Annotated in this window: 7 protein-coding genes; 5 read left to right on the top strand and 2 right to left on the bottom strand. The window is 61.7% G+C overall.

Translation table 11 applies throughout. The features are described 5' to 3' along the window. Positions 1–63: 63 nt before the first annotated feature. Positions 64–1029 (bottom strand): alpha/beta hydrolase family esterase, encoded by a 966-nt coding sequence (locus O6X71_RS20590; RefSeq protein ID WP_353467524.1) that lies wholly within the window; start codon positions 1027–1029, stop codon positions 64–66. After that, positions 1026–3908 (bottom strand): TonB-dependent receptor, encoded by a 2883-nt coding sequence (locus O6X71_RS20585; protein WP_353467523.1) that lies wholly within the window; start codon positions 3906–3908, stop codon positions 1026–1028. The genes O6X71_RS20590 and O6X71_RS20585 overlap by 4 nt, the downstream gene beginning before the upstream one ends. Positions 3909–4162: 254 nt before the next feature. On the opposite strand from O6X71_RS20585, the gene O6X71_RS20580 reads away from it, so the two are divergent. From O6X71_RS20580 to O6X71_RS20560, 5 genes are all read left to right on the top strand, one after another. Continuing rightward, positions 4163–7621, top strand: coding sequence for a glycosyl hydrolase 2 galactose-binding domain-containing protein (locus O6X71_RS20580; protein WP_435368518.1), 3459 nt, complete (start codon positions 4163–4165; stop codon positions 7619–7621). Beyond that, positions 7585–8604: an ROK family protein gene (locus O6X71_RS20575; protein WP_353467522.1), complete on the top strand. Its 1020-nt coding sequence runs from the start codon at positions 7585–7587 to the stop codon at positions 8602–8604. Before O6X71_RS20580 ends, O6X71_RS20575 begins: the two co-directional genes overlap by 37 nt. Before the next feature lie 56 nt (positions 8605–8660). Further along, a complete protein-coding gene (locus O6X71_RS20570; RefSeq protein ID WP_353467521.1) occupies positions 8661–12116 on the top strand; it encodes a glycosyl hydrolase 2 galactose-binding domain-containing protein in 3456 nt (1151 codons plus the stop codon). Positions 12117–12209: 93 nt separating this feature from the next. Next, the gene (locus tag O6X71_RS20565) at positions 12210–13355 is read left to right on the top strand and encodes a hypothetical protein (RefSeq protein WP_353467520.1); all 1146 of its coding nucleotides are present in this window, start codon (positions 12210–12212) and stop codon (positions 13353–13355) included. 106 nt (positions 13356–13461) lie between these two features. After that, a complete protein-coding gene (locus tag O6X71_RS20560; protein ID WP_353467519.1) occupies positions 13462–14775 on the top strand; it encodes a gluconate:H+ symporter in 1314 nt (437 codons plus the stop codon). The last annotated feature ends 8 nt before the right edge of the window (positions 14776–14783 follow it).

The following is a 14783-nucleotide window of genomic DNA, read 5'->3' as shown; positions in this document are numbered from 1 at the left end:
TGCAATACTTATTCAATTTGATTGAATAAAAGTACGTAGATCATCCCTCATCGCCAGCGCCGGCTACCAACGCGCTTTGAGATGACGGCTATGAGCGGACATGAAGCGCCACATGAGTCGCGTGTCCGCGACATCCCATTTGTGTGTGCCGTTTTTAGTCACGTAGGAGACCACGTCCGCCCCCGGTCGGCAGCCGAGATAGCGGCGCTTCGTTCTTCCAGACCTGCTAGGTTCAGTTTCGGCGAAGCCTTGGCATCCATCAATATCCGCCCAGCGGCGCTCCGCTGCCAGCAGTCCATATTGCCAGTACTTCGCCCCACCGCCATCGATCGGATTTGTGGTGTCGGCGCCGCCCGAGAAGGCGATGACCGGAACTGGCGTTGTCGGACGGCAGCTCATCAAATCAGGCTTGGCAGGTGTCGAGCGATCGGGCGCCCCCGCCCTGAGTCCTACAACCGGTGCAATCGCCGCCAGACGATCGGACAGAACGCAGCCAAGCAGCGAGACCATCCGGCCGCCTCCGGAAAGACCGGTCGCGTAAACCCGTCCGGGGTCGGTGCAGCCCTTTGCGATCAACGTGTCGATCAACGCCAGGATGTGCGCGACGTCATCGGGCGCATCGGCTGGCGGCAAGGTCCCGGCCGTGGTCGGCATGCCTGGGATGTTCCACGCCAAGCCACCGGACGGAAGCGTAAGCCCCCCATCCGGCGAGGCCACGATCGCGTGGTGGCGATCCGCAAGCTCCATCAATCCCGAACGGTCGAGCTGCTGTGCGCCATTCGAGCCGCTACCATGCAGGTTGAGAATGAGTGGCAGAGCCTTCCAGGACCGGGGCGCGTGAGGCACGTAGAGCAATACCGGACGCGTTACGCCCGTCGCACCGATCTCGATAATCTGCCGCCCGGATGGGGTCAGTTCGCAGCGAGGAAGTGCCGCGGATGCTGCGCTGGCGCCCGCAAGCGCGACGATCGCAATCGCGCTGCGGACGATATAGCCTGCAAGCTGAGCAGATGCGTTCCTGCGCTTCATAGCCGTATCCGAACCCCGCCCAGGACGCGACGTTCGAAGATAGCCTGGTCGAGATAGAAGTTCTTGAACTGGGCGTAGCGCTCTTCGTTCTCCTGCGTGAGATTGGTGCCCTGCACGTATACCGTGAAGCGCGGCGTGACATCATAGCTGAGCGACGCGTCCAGATAGTTCGTCGGCTTGGTGAACACGGCCAGATTATCGCTTCCGGCCGGCGTCAGGCCGTTGAAGCGCTTGCTGCGGTAGTTCATTGCCACCCGTCCCTGGAATGGACCCTTCTGATAGAAAACGACCGCGTTGACCTGATGCCGCGAATTGTCTGGAACGGGCAGCGTCCTTCCAAAGAGATCGACGTTCGAGCTGCTGCTGTCGGACAACGTGTAGTTCAGCTGCGTGCCGAAGCCGCTGAGCAGACCAGGCAGATAGTCGAAGGTCGTCTGGAGCCCAATCTCCACACCTTTGATGATCCCGCCCTTCCCATTAGCAGGACGCGTCACCGGCCCCCCCTCGCGAACGACGTCGTCTTCGTCTGGCTGCGCTTCTATCGCCGTGTTCGTCTGTAGGAACGATTTGACGTCGAACAGGAAGGCAGCCACCGACAGGATGCTGTTGCGCGAGAAATACCATTCATAGGAAACATTGTAGTTCGTCGACTGCGGAAGCTTCAGAGATGGGTTTCCGGCGGATCCCGAGTTGAAGCGCTTCAGATCCGACGGGAGGGGCTGCCCGTTGAACGTCCGCGAACCGTTGATAACGTAACTGAACGCGAAGCCCTGCCCGAGCGTGGCCAGATCGTAGGTCCCGACAACCTTGGCGAACGCGAACCGCAGTCGCATGTCGCTCGCCAGCTCGAAATTGAGGTTGGCATTCGGTAGCCAGAAGTCGCTGTCGTTCTTGTATTTTACGGTGGGCAGCGCCAGCTGGACGCCGTTGTTGGCGTTCAATCCGACGAAGGCGATCCCGTTCGCTGGGTTGGTAAAGATGTCGAGCGAATTGCGCGCGTAGCGCAATCCGACGTTCCCAGTGAACGGAACGATCAGCTGCCCGCCGACGTCCGCCTGAAGGTAGGCGGCGACGTCGCGACTGTTGACGCGATACGACTGGGTCGGGTTTGCGAATTCCCGCGTACCAGGAAACAATGCCTCATTGAACTGCCGGACATCGTTGAGCGCGGTCGGATTGATCGCTGGTAGGGCTGGAATGCCCGTAATGGGACCAAAGCCGGTGGCCATCGTGGTCAGGCCGGGAATGTCGGCGAACTTGCGCACCGGCAAGAGGGAGCGGTTGAGCCCGTTGACCCGGTTAATGCCAGTCGCGTCCTTGAAGTAGTAGAGATAAGGCGTCCCGCCGAATGAGATCGGAGACAAGAGCCGGAAAGCGTCGTTGCTGACGTCACGCGTCCCGTATCGGCCGCCGAACTGTAGCTTTCGCAGAAGGCCGTCGTCGCTGATCTGGTAGGCCCCATCAATCCGATACGCGTCGAGCTGCGCTTCGGAGCGGTTTCCGAAGGCCCATGTGGACGTCAGCGAGTAAAGCGCAGGGTTCGTCACGTCGCTCGCGAACGACACCGCAGGGTAGTGGTTGCGGAAGTCGATGCTGGCAAGGACGCTGGGAAGACCGCCCGGATTGCCGTAGACGCAGGACGCTGGCGTCGCCGTGCAGTCGGCGACGCTCGAGCTCCTCGGAACGAGAATGCTTCTAGTGGCCCATGCATCGACGTTGCCGGAGATGTAGCTCGATTTCGAATCCGCCTGCACCCAGCGCGCCGACGCTGTGAACGGGCCTCCGTCGTCGAAGCGCAGTTCAATGTTCGTGTTAAGCGAACGAGCCTTGGTATAGTTGTTGATGGTCGATGTGTGGAAACGGAACAGGTTCGCGTTTCCGACCTCCAGCACGCCGTTTCCGTCGATGATCGAACTGGACTGGTAGGCGTTGTCGGAAAAATTGTTGTGCAGCACAGCCGAAACGCCGGAGTCTCGGTTTCGCAGGCGCGTGTAGGCCAGATCTCCAATGAGCTGGAGCGAGTCCGTGATCTGATACTGCGCCGACGCGTTCGCGCCCAGCCTCTGTCGATCAGTGATCGAGTTGCTCATTTCGAAGGCGACGGGATTGTAGAAGTAGTCGCCATCGGCGCGCAGGGTGCTGTTCGTGATGTCGCCATCGCCTCTCGTGTCGAAACCCGCCGCCCTGTCCGTCGTCTTGCGGATGCCGTTGGTGATCGATGGGCGCTGATTTGACAGCGTCAGGTCGTCGTATGCTACCGCAAGCAGTCCGCCGAACCGGCCGTTGTTCCATCCGACTAGCGCCGAATACTGCTGGCTCCAGTCCTTGGTGCGGTTTCCGTAGACGTGCTGACCCGACACCGATGCGGTCAACCCCTTGGGTAGGTCGAAGGGGCGGCGCGTCTTGAGATCGACGATCCCGGAGACACCGCCGGACAGGTTGCGCGCCGTTGGTGACTTTATCACGTCGACGCCGGCGAAGAGTTCCGATGGGACGTCGGTGAGGTTTGGCTGCGCTCCCGTTATGTTTGAGGCACCTAGAAACTGCTCCCCGTTCAATGTCGTGAGCACCTGACCCAGACCGCGGATGTTTAGGGAAGCCCCCTCCCCTGCGGATCGCGTGATCTGGACGCCGGGCACCCGCTGCAGAGAGTCCGCGATGGTCGCATCCGGCAGCTTGCCGATGTCTTCCGCCGCGATCGAGTCCACGATTTGCGCTGCATCGCGCTTGACGTTGATCGCCTTCTGCTGCGCGCCGCGGACGCCTGTGACGACGATATCCTGCGAAACGTCCTCCTGTGCGGCAGACGATACCTCTTGCTGCGCCAATGCAGCGTCAGGATGCATCAGAATAGCTGCCGAGCCTGCAAGCAGGCGCATTGCGATGAGTTGTCTGCCCGTGCGCATGGTGTCGTCCCCTGTGTTGATCGCGCAAGCGGGGACGAGCGCCGCGGTTGCCGCAGCGTCGAGTCCTCTCCTGTGACGACCGGTGTCTAAGCCCTGTCTTAGAGTTGCAGAGAAACACACCGAGAAGCCGAGATCAAGACTTATTCAATTTGATTGAATAAATTCAGGGCGGTGCTATCCCAGTCATCGACGATCGATCATGGCTGCCCCGAACTGGTAGGCAGCAAATGGTTTTGACGCCTGAGGGAGGAAGCATGAAGTATTTGGCGGTAGCGCTTGCGGCAACGGCGCTTAGCGGGTGGCAGGCCTCGGCTAGCGAGCCATCAGCCGTCGTGGGCGGTCCCATCAACGTCGACATCGCGCGTGGCGGCGACAGCGTTAAGGTCCCAATCGCGGCGTGGTCAGCGAACGCTACGGCTCGAACCGGTGACTTCACACTGAGCGGGTGGGTATTGCCCAAGGACGCTTCGGCAGCGGACGCGCCGCTGATGGCGCAAGCTGATCAGGGGAAGGTCGCGTTCGCGCTGAACCTGGTCAAGGGGCGTCCTATCTTCATTGCGGGCTCGACCAGAATTACAGCCAATGCGACGATGCCGGTCGGGCGTTGGACCCATTTTGCGGTGATCAACGATGCCAACGGCCTCGTCCTGTACGTCAATGGCAGAACCGCGGGGCGGGCGCGACGCCTAGAAGGGTTCGCTTCCCAGGGATCGATGACTGTCGCGCCACGCCAGTCCGGCTACCAGACGTTCGCAGGCCGCTTGGCGGACGTTCGCCTGGACCAGTCCGGGACCCCGTCAGCAACGATCGAATCTGAGGCGGGTCGGCTTCCTAATCCGGATCTCATCGGCTTCGCGACGAACAGCCCGAAATGGCCGGTGCAGAAGAAGCAGCAGATCGGTATGGAGGCACCTCAGTCCGCCGATACGCTCCCGAAGTCAGGTGCGCCCTTTTCGGCTCCGATCGCCAAGCCGATTCCGGATCTGCCGGTTCTGGCGAGCGGCGCGGACGGGCGCTGGACGCTGAACGGCTGGCGCCTCGTTGCCGCACCGGACATCCACGACGCAGGAGCGGTCGTGTCCAGGGCTGGATACGACGTCAGCCGCTGGCACGTCGCCACGGTGCCGGGAACCGTCCTGACGACTCTGGTAGATCGGGGCGTCTATCCTGATCCTGGTTACGGCCTCAACAACATGGCCATTCCGGAGAAGCTCAGCCGGCAGGCCTACTGGTATCGCACACAGTTCCGCGTGCCAGCGGGAAAAGCCGCGACGAACACGTTCCTCACGTTCAAGGGGATCAACTATGCCGGGGAGATCTGGGTCAACGGGCAGCTCGTCGGCGATGTGAAGGGCGCATTCGTTCGCGGCCGCTTCGACATCTCGAAGGTGGCTGCGCCTGGCACCATCGCCGCAGTCGCCGTGAAGATCCTTCCCCCGCCCCATCCCGGCATCGCCCAGGAGGAGTCCTTGAAGGCCGGTGCCGGCGAGAACGGTGGCATGCTCGTCCTTGACGGCCCCACCTTTGTCGCAGCCGAAGGCTGGGACTGGATACCGTCCATCCGCGATCGGAACATGGGGATTTGGCAGCCCGTGCTGATCGAACAGGTCAGCGCGGCGCGGATAGGCGATCCGCAGATCGTCACGACGCTTCCAAAGCCTGACAACAGCCTCGCGAACGTCGAGGTTCGCGTCCCGGTCGAGAACCTTACGGATCAGCCTGTCGAAACCGTCGTGCGCGCGAGCTTCGACGACGTCGCCGTCAGCCGTTCCGTTCAACTCGCCCCGCGGCAGAAGACCGTCGTCGCGTTCATGCCCGGCGAGTTCCCGCAACTCACCGTCCGGAACCCGCTACTCTGGTGGCCTAACGGCTACGGCAAGCCGAACCTCCACGATCTGCGCATCGAGACGTCGATCGCAGGGAGGAAGTCCGACGAGCGCACGACGCGCTTCGGGATTCGGCAGGTGACCTACGACATGTCGTTGATGGACGATGCGGGAGAGCTGCGTCGGGTCGGCATCGATCTTTCTCGCGCCAGATCGATGGGACAGCATATCGTCGATGGCACTCACGACGGAATCCGCAAGGTCAAGGGCGGCTGGGCCGCATCCCTGGCGCCAGGTGCGCTCAAGTCGGCCGCTGTAACGCGGATCGATGGCGAGGAGGAGCTCGCGCCGCATCTCGTCATCCGCGTGAACGGCGTCCGCATCGCCGCTCGGGGCGGGAACATCGGCATGGACGATTTCATGAAGCGCATCGAGCGCGACCGACTGGAGCCTTTCTTCCGCCTGCACCGTGACGGCAACATGAACATCATCCGCAACTGGGTCGGCCAGAACACCGAGGACGTGTTCTTCGATCTGGCGGACGAATATGGCCTGATGGTTCTCAACGATTTCTGGGAATCGACACAGGATTACAACCAGCAGGTCGACGATGTGCCCCTGTTCATGAACAATGCGCAGGACGTCGTGGCCCGGTATCGGAATCACCCATCGATCGTTGCGTGGATCGGCCGGAACGAGGGTGTTCCGCAGCCGTCGCTCAACGTTGCTTTGCAGTCGCTGATCGAAAAGGAGGACGGAACCCGGCTTTACATGGGCTCCTCCAATAACGTGAATCTTGCCGGAAGCGGGCCCTATGACTGGCGGGAACCCGAAACCTACTTCACCGAGCATGCCAAGGGTTTTGCGGTGGAACTCGGCACGCCGTCATTCCCTACTCTGGAAAGCTGGAAGCGCGCGATCCCGAAGGAGGATCTCTGGCCGATCAGCGACGCATGGGCCTACCACGACTGGCATCAGGATCGGGGCGGATCGGTCAAGACCTACATGGACGCCATGCGCGTTCGTTTCGGTGAACCGACCAGCCTTGAGGACTTCAGCGGCAAGGCGCAGCTTCTGCAGTATGACTCGCATCGGGCCATCTTCGAAGGGTTCAACGCCGGCATCTGGAAGACGAACAGCGCTCGGATGCTGTGGATGACCCAACCTGCCTGGCCGTCCAGCGCATGGAACATCTTCAGCTCGGATTACGATACGCAGGCGTCCTACTACGCGGTCCAGAAGTCGTCGGAACCGGTCCACGTGCAGATGAACCTGCCGGATCACAAGATCGTGGTGGTCAACAACACGCGCGAACCGCTGCGCGGGCTGAAGGTTCGAGTGAGGATGACCGATCTGCAAGGCAAGGTCATCGCGGATCGTTCCGCGCAGTTGGATGCGGCTGGCGAAGGCGTTTCAGACGCCATGACGATCGCTCCTGAAACGTTGAGTTCGAATCCGGTGACGCTGGTCAGTCTCGAAGCCATGGATGCAAAGGGCACGAGCCTCTCGCGAAACTTCTATTGGGAGGGCCGCCAGCCATCAGACCTGAAGGGTATGACGGCAATGCCTAAGGTCGGACTAACGGCGTCCACGACGGCACGGATCGACGGAACGGAGACAGCCGCTACCATCACGCTTCGCAATGCCACTCAGACGCCGATCATTGAGGCGAAGGCCACGCTTTTCGACGCAGCCGGAAAACAGGTTCTGCCAGCCTACTTCACCGACAACTACGTCTCTCTTCTCCCAGGAGAAGAACGGGTGATCGCCGTGCGATACCCGACGAGCCGCGCGACCGGATCAGTAAGCGTTCGCCTGAGCGGATGGAATGTGACGCCTTCGACTGTGGCGGTGCGATGATGGAAGTGCACACTCAGGACATACGTCCCGGGGCGGAGCCGACGGCTAAGGCGCTCCGCGGGGACTGCATCGTCGGGATAGAGCTCGGTGGCACCAAGATCATCTGCACACTGGCCCGAGGCCATGACGACATCGTCGAGACAAGAAGGCTTGCGACGCGCGACCCTGTCTCGACGCTCGCCGACATCGAGAAGATACTTGATGGCTGGATGCGGACGCATGATGTGCGGGCGCTCGGCATAGGCAGCTTCGGGCCGATTGAACTGAACCGGTCGTCCGACGATTTCGGCCGCATCGGGAAGACGACCAAACCCGGATGGCATGGCGCGGACGTGGTCCAGCGGCTGATGCGACGCTACGACGTCCCGACCGGGGCCGACACGGACGTGAACGCTGCAGCACTGGCCGAAGGCCGATGGGGTGCAGCCCGAGGACTTTCGAGCTGGACCTACATTACCGTTGGCACGGGGGTGGGTGCAGGCATCGTGGTTGGTGGGCAGACCGTTCATGGGCTCGGCCATCCCGAGGCGGGACACATGCTCGTGAGGCGCGAGCCTGGTGATGAGTGGGAAGGCGCATGCCCGTTCCACGGGGACTGCGTCGAAGGTCTGGTTTCCGGTCCGGCGATAGAAAGTCGGACCGGCATGTCAGGTGACGCCATCGCGGACGATCACCCGGTATGGGAGCGCGTCGCGGATGCGTTGGCGACCATGATGCACAACATGCTCTTCACTGTCGTGCCGGAGCGCATTCTGTTGGGAGGTGGCGTCCCATCTCGGCGGCCGTTCCTTATCCCCATGATCCGCAGCCGGCTGGAACCGCGGATGGGCGGCTATGCCGGTTCGGATGTGATCACGGCGCAGCTCGAGACGCTGCTGGTAGCGCCGGGTCTTGGCGACGAAGCTGGTCCGCTGGGCTCGCTCGCTCTGGCCTTGGATGCCTTGGATGCAACGGTAACACCCAACGCTGCCACCTACGCCTGATCCTCGAAGGTCGCCCACGAACAACGCGGACAGCCTCGAGATTGAGAGGAAAATCGATGAACCTTTACCAAAGACGCCTTCGGCTAGCTTCGTTGTGCGGCATCGCCATGCTGGCGTTCAGTGCTGCACAAGGCAGCGCTCAGGACCCGTCCGAAGTTGTGGATCGAGGCGAGTCTGCCGCAACCGGACCGCACAGCGCCACCATTCTTGCGGATGGTATCGGCCTCGAACGCGAACTGCCCGCGACCGCTCCCGGGCTCAAGCCCAGCGACCCATGGACGATATCGACCTGGATCCGGCCCAACGTGGAACGATCTGGCCGGAGCATTGTCGCGCAGGTTGGACGCGGCGATGCAGTTAGGGCCATCATAATCGACGGCGGCCATCTCGCCTTCTGGAACGGGCAAGGCACGCCGACGCGGACGAGAGCGTCGGTGCCGGTCGGACGCTGGACGTTCGTGACGGCGTCGAGCGACGGTCGATCCGTTCGACTGTTTGCCGACGGCGTCATGGTCGGAACTTCCACGCCGAATTCGTCGCCATTGACGCCGGTGCTGGCTCTGGCTCCGGCGTCTGGCACCGGCGCGCTTGCCGACGTTCAGCATTTCGGCGGGGACATCTTCGAACTCCGAATGCTGTCGAGGGTTGCGTCTCCGTCGGAGCTGAAGGCGCTGGCCAAGACGAGGCCCGAGGTCATGCCCGCGCAACTCGCCAAGCCCGGCGTTGGCTGGGAGTGGCAGGAGAAGCAGTGGCGGGGCTATTTCCAGCCACAGGACTACTGGACCCTTCCGAAAAGCGCGACACCTCCCGCCAAGCCTGTTGCCAAACCACTCGGCGCGAGGCCGTCCATGACGCGTCTCGCGGAGAACCGTTGGCAGATCGGTAACTGGGACCTCGCGTTCGCCGAAAAGACTTTGGCGACCGGTGCGCAGTTGTCGGCCACCGGCTTCGAACAGGGCCAATGGTACAAGGCCACCGTGCCCGGCACCGTTCTGACCACGTTGGTCGATCGCGGCGTGTATCCCGATCCCGCGTACGGCCTGAACAACATGGCCATTCCGGAAAGTCTTGCTCGACAGGACTATTGGTATCGCACCGAATTCGACATGCCGTCGGAGGCTGGCGGGAAACGGTTCCTCGTCTTCAAGGGCATCAACTACGCAGCGGAGATCTGGGTCAACGGCACCGGCGTGGGCGACGTGCGCGGCGCCTTCATCCGGGGGCAGTTCGATGTCTCGGGGTTGTTGCGGGCAGGTCGCAATGCGATCGCCGTCAAGATCATCCGACCGCCGCATCCGGGCATCCCGCACGAAGAATCCGTCGCGGCCGGGCCGGGCATGAACGGGGGAAACCTGACCATTGACGGACCGACGTTCGTCGCGGCCGAAGGCTGGGACTGGATTCCTGGCGTTCGCGATCGCAACATGGGCATCTGGCAGCCTGTGGAACTGCAGACGAGCGAGGCGCTGCGCATTGGCGACGCGCAGGTGGTTACCGACCTCCCATTGCCACGGACAGATAGCGCCGGGGTCACTGTGCGCGTCCCCGTCACGAACCTTGATGCCGCACCCGTCGCCTCGCGGATCACCGCTAGCTTCGATGGCGTCGACGTCTCGAAAGACGTCGTCCTGGCTCCTGGAAGCACGACCGTCGAGTTCACACCGGCTGAATTCTCGGCACTGAACGTGCGCAACCCCCGCCTGTGGTGGCCGAATGGATACGGGCCGCAGAACCTCTACACCTTGAAGGTCTCGGCGTCGCAAGGTGGCCACTCCTCCGACAGCAGGACTCTGCGGTTCGGCATGCGCGAGCTGAGCTACGGGTTGTCCCTTTTCGATCAAACGGGATCCCTACGCCGGGTTGCGGTCTCTCCGACGGACTCGAAAGAGAGGCTCGTCGATTCACGCCATGAGGCCATCAAAGAAACGCCGGACGGTTGGGTCGAATCGTTGACCCCAGCGGGAGAGACGTCGCCAGCAGTGCGGCCGATTGAAAAGACGATGGCGCTCCCGCACCTCACCGTGTTCGTGAACGGCGTGAAAATTGCTGCACGCGGCGGAAACTGGGGCATGGACGACTTCATGAAGCGCGTGCCACGCGAACGTATGGAGCCGTTCTTCAAGCTGCACAAGAATGCCAACGTAAATATCATCCGGAACTGGGTCGGTCAGAACACCGAAGACGTGTTCTATGACCTCGCCGATGAATACGGCATGCTGATCACGAACGACTTCTTCATGTCGACCCAGAACTTTCAGGTAGAACCCGAAGATCCGCAGCTCTTTCTAGCCAACGCCCGCGACGTCATCAGCCGCTATCGCAATCACCCGTCCGTGCTTTTGTGGTTCGGACGCAATGAGGGGGTTCCACCGCCGCTGATGAACGAGGGGATGGATACTCTGGTCCACGAACTGGACGGGACCCGGCTCTACATGCCCAGTTCGAACGTCGTGGGCCTGCAGGGTTCCGGTCCATACAACTATCGCCCTCCCGTCGGTTACTTCACGAATCTGGCGTCGGGGTTCTCGGTCGAGACAGGCACTCCGTCACTCAACACCTTGGAAGCGTTGAAGGCGATGATGCCGAAGTCGGAACTCTGGCCGATCAGCGACACCCTTGCGTATCACGACTGGCACTTCGGCGGAAACGGAGACGTAAAGTCGTTCATGGATACGATGGACGCGCAACTGGGCAAGGCCACCAGTCTCGAGGATTTCGAACGCAAGGCACAGCTTATGAATGTCGCTGACTACAAGGCGATCTTCGAAGGCATGTCGGCCCATCTCTGGACCAAGAACAGCGGGCGCATGCTTTGGATGACCCATCCCGCGTGGCCCTCAAACCATTGGCAGATGTACAGCTACGACTATGACACGCCCGGTGCCTATTTCGGAACGAAGTCGGCGCTGGAACCTGTGCACGCGCAGATGAACCTGCCTGACTATTCGCTGGCAGCGGTCAACACGACGCTGGAGCCTCGAGCTGGTCTGAGACTCGCGACGAAGGTCGTTACGGTGGATAACAAGGTGCTGCTCGAGAACGAACGGGCCGTCGATGCCCCGGCCAACGCGACCACTACGCTCCCCGCTCTCGGTCTTCAGCCGCTCCTGGATCAGGAGAAGCTCGTCTTTGTGTCCCTGACCCTGACCGACGGAAGCGGGACGGAACTGAGCAGGAACTTCTACTGGCAGGGCGCCGATGACGCCGCCTATCGCAAGCTGAACGCCTTGGTGCCCCAGAAGCTGGACGTGCAGGCGACGGTCGGCGCGAAGTCCACGATCGGCGTGAGGGTGACCAACCGTGGCGCCCAGCCCGTTCTGGGCATCAAGATGACCGTGTTGGACGAACGAGGCGAGCGCGTGCTGCCGGCCTATTACGGGGACAACTATCTCAACCTCCTTCCCGGCGAGACGCGTACCGTTGCAATTCAATGCGACGATGCGCCGAACAAGGCGTCCTCCGTGTCGGTACGGGGATGGAACGTGGTCAACTCCGTCATCAAGCTTCGTTGAAAAGGGCTGCCGCTTGCGGTGGCTGATTTGGGTCGTGGCTCACGATGGAAGTCGGAGCCCGCGACATTCTTTTAGCAGTGGAGACGGTGCGTCATGCTGCACGGGATAAATCTGGAAGTCGCGGCCGAGTGGAACCGGCGGATGTTACTGCAAATCCTTCGAACGTCCGGTCAGAAGACCCGGCGCGAGCTTGCAGCCGTCACCGGCCTATCCATGCCGGCGATCGCGAACATCGCAGGTCTTCTGATCAAGGACGGCTTTGTCCGGGAATCCGGTCGAACGAGCGGTAACAGGGGCCAACCGGCGATCCGACTGCAGATGGTGAAGGAACGAGCGATCTGCATTGGCGTCGATGTCGGTTCCTCCATGATGCGCCTCGTTGCCGTCAATCTCGCCGGACAGGTCGTTCACCGTCGGACACAGGCGCTAGATGTCGCAGACGAGGCGGTGGTTTGCGCTACGATTGTCGACGCCGTCGCTGAACTGACTGCCAGCGGAATCGTCGACGCGCGCAAAGTCATCGGCGTCGCCGTGGCGCGGTGTGGTTCTTGGATCGACCATGCAGACCGGGGTGAAGCCGCCACCAACGCGATCGTTAGGCTCGGTGGGCGCGGGGATCAGCCTGCCTCGGAAAACGAGCTGACTTTCGTCTCAAGCTACGACGCATTGGCGGCGATGGAGCCATTTCAAAGGACCGATCATGAGGCAGAGCGCTTCGGGTACGTTCATCTCAGTGACACACCTTCGCTCGTGACGGTCACCGGACGGTCCACGGGGCATCTTCATGTAGAGGCCAAGCGCATTCCCCAGGGTGCGAAAATCGCCGCAAGGTTGCACGCGGCAAGTGAAGCAAAGCCAACCGCTACGACGACAACTGATGGCAAGGACACGGTGGCCGATTGCGCAGGGGATCTTCATCTCGCTCTGCACGAGGCATATGGCAGGTCGGTACCCACGACGTTGTACGTGGGAGGTTACGTCACGGATCTGATCGCTGTCGATCTAGCCACAGCGCTTGGCAAACTCCGCGGAGGCGGATCGCTGGTATGTCCGGCAACCACCCCCGATTACGCCGTCGCTATCGGGGCTGCCGCAATGCTGATCGAAGATCGCCTCATGCCTCAGGGCGTGCTTTGCCCGAAGATCAACGACGACATCGGCGGAGAGCTGGAGACGCTGGGTCGATTCAGTTCCCAATCCGACAACTGTGAACCAGCCGACCGAGGAGTAGCGAATTGATCGCGTCCATCATGCTGTCGCCGATGAGTAGCGGTTCGGAAGGATGCGTGGATCGGCATGTTTCCGAACCAGGTTCTCAGCGCAACGTGATCCGCCGGGGTTCAATATGACCCTGCTTGCCGTGCTGGTCGCGGTGGGGACGCTGGTGCTTCTGATCTCCGTCGTCAAGCTGCATCCCTTCGTGGCGTTCCTTATCGCCGCAATCGTCGCGGCCCTGCTGCTCGGACGTCCGATGACCAGCATCACCACCAGCTTGAACCACGGTATCGGTGACATGCTCGGCTCCTTGACCGCGATTCTGTGTCTTGGAGCCATGTTCGGAAGGATCGTCGCTGACAGCGGTGCTGCACGCAGGATCGCGGACACGCTGATACGCATTGCGGGGATAAAGCGGATAACGCTTGCCCTGGCGGCCTCCGGGTTCCTTGTCGGGATTCCGCTGTTTTACAACGTCGGCTTCGTTCTGATGGTACCACTCATCCTGTCGGTCCAGCAGCGCTCGAGCCTGCCTGCGGTATATCTTGGAATACCAATGCTGGCCGGTCTGTCGATCGCCCATGGGTTTCTGCCGCCCCATCCCTCCCCCACAGCCCTCGTCGGGCTCTTTGGCGCGAACATGGGTAGGACCCTCGTCTATGGGCTGATCGTTGGGATTCCTACGCTGCTGATTGCCGGGCCGTTGTTCGCCCATACGCTAAAGGGCATAGTGGCAAAGCCGCATATGTCCCGGCCGGACAGTAGCTCGCAAAGTCTTCGTGTTCCTGGCGTCGCCGCCAGTTTCGGGGTCGCGCTCCTGCCGGTCGCGCTGCTAGCCGGTGCAACCCTCCTCACGTCCTTTGACGGCATGCGGCCGGAGGTGCTGATGGCGGCTGCCGTCGCAGGCGATGCGAACGTGGTGATGCTCAGTTCGCTACTCATCGCGAGCATCGTGCTCGGCGTTGCGCAAGGCAGACGCGCTTCCGACATGTCCGCAGGCTCGGTCGACGCCATCAAGGACATCGCCGGCATTCTTCTCGTCATTGCAGGTGCCGGCGCGCTCAAGCAGGTGTTCATTGACGGCGGGGCGGATGTTGCGTTGGCCGGCTGGCTTTCAGGACTTCACGTTCCGCCTCTCGTTCTCGGCTGGACCATCGCCCTCGCGATCCGGCTGGCTCTGGGATCGGCCACGGTGGCAGGCCTGACCGCGGCCGGCATGGTGCAGCCGTTGGTGGCCTCGCAGCATGTCGATCCCAGTCTGATGGTTCTCGCCATAGGTGCCGGCAGCCTGATGTGCAGCCACGTCAACGACTCCGGCTTCTGGATGTTCAAGGAATACTTCGGACTGAGCCTGGCGGACACCTTCCGGTCCTGGTCGGTCATGGAGACGCTGGTCGGCGTGTTCGGCCTCGTTTTCACTCTCATGCTGAGCCTAATCGTATAAACGATCGG

This window comes from Sphingomonas faeni (assembly GCF_040407505.1).
GTDB classification, from domain to species: Bacteria; Pseudomonadota; Alphaproteobacteria; order Sphingomonadales; family Sphingomonadaceae; genus Sphingomonas; species Sphingomonas faeni_E.
This window is presented reverse-complemented; position numbering and strand designations above follow the sequence as displayed.

Excerpts from the sequence above, each read along its gene's own strand:
- O6X71_RS20590 (WP_353467524.1), bottom strand. The coding sequence starts at position 1,029 with ATGAAGCGCAGGAACGCATCTGCTCAGCTTGCAGGCTATATCGTCCGC.
- O6X71_RS20585 (WP_353467523.1), bottom strand. The coding sequence starts at position 3,908 with ATGCGCCTGCTTGCAGGCTCGGCAGCTATTCTGATGCATCCTGACGCT.
- O6X71_RS20580 (WP_435368518.1), top strand. The coding sequence starts at position 4,163 with ATGGTTTTGACGCCTGAGGGAGGAAGCATGAAGTATTTGGCGGTAGCG.
- O6X71_RS20575 (WP_353467522.1), top strand. The coding sequence starts at position 7,585 with ATGGAATGTGACGCCTTCGACTGTGGCGGTGCGATGATGGAAGTGCAC.
- O6X71_RS20570 (WP_353467521.1), top strand. The coding sequence starts at position 8,661 with ATGAACCTTTACCAAAGACGCCTTCGGCTAGCTTCGTTGTGCGGCATC.
- O6X71_RS20565 (WP_353467520.1), top strand. The coding sequence starts at position 12,210 with ATGCTGCACGGGATAAATCTGGAAGTCGCGGCCGAGTGGAACCGGCGG.
- O6X71_RS20560 (WP_353467519.1), top strand. The coding sequence starts at position 13,462 with ATGACCCTGCTTGCCGTGCTGGTCGCGGTGGGGACGCTGGTGCTTCTG.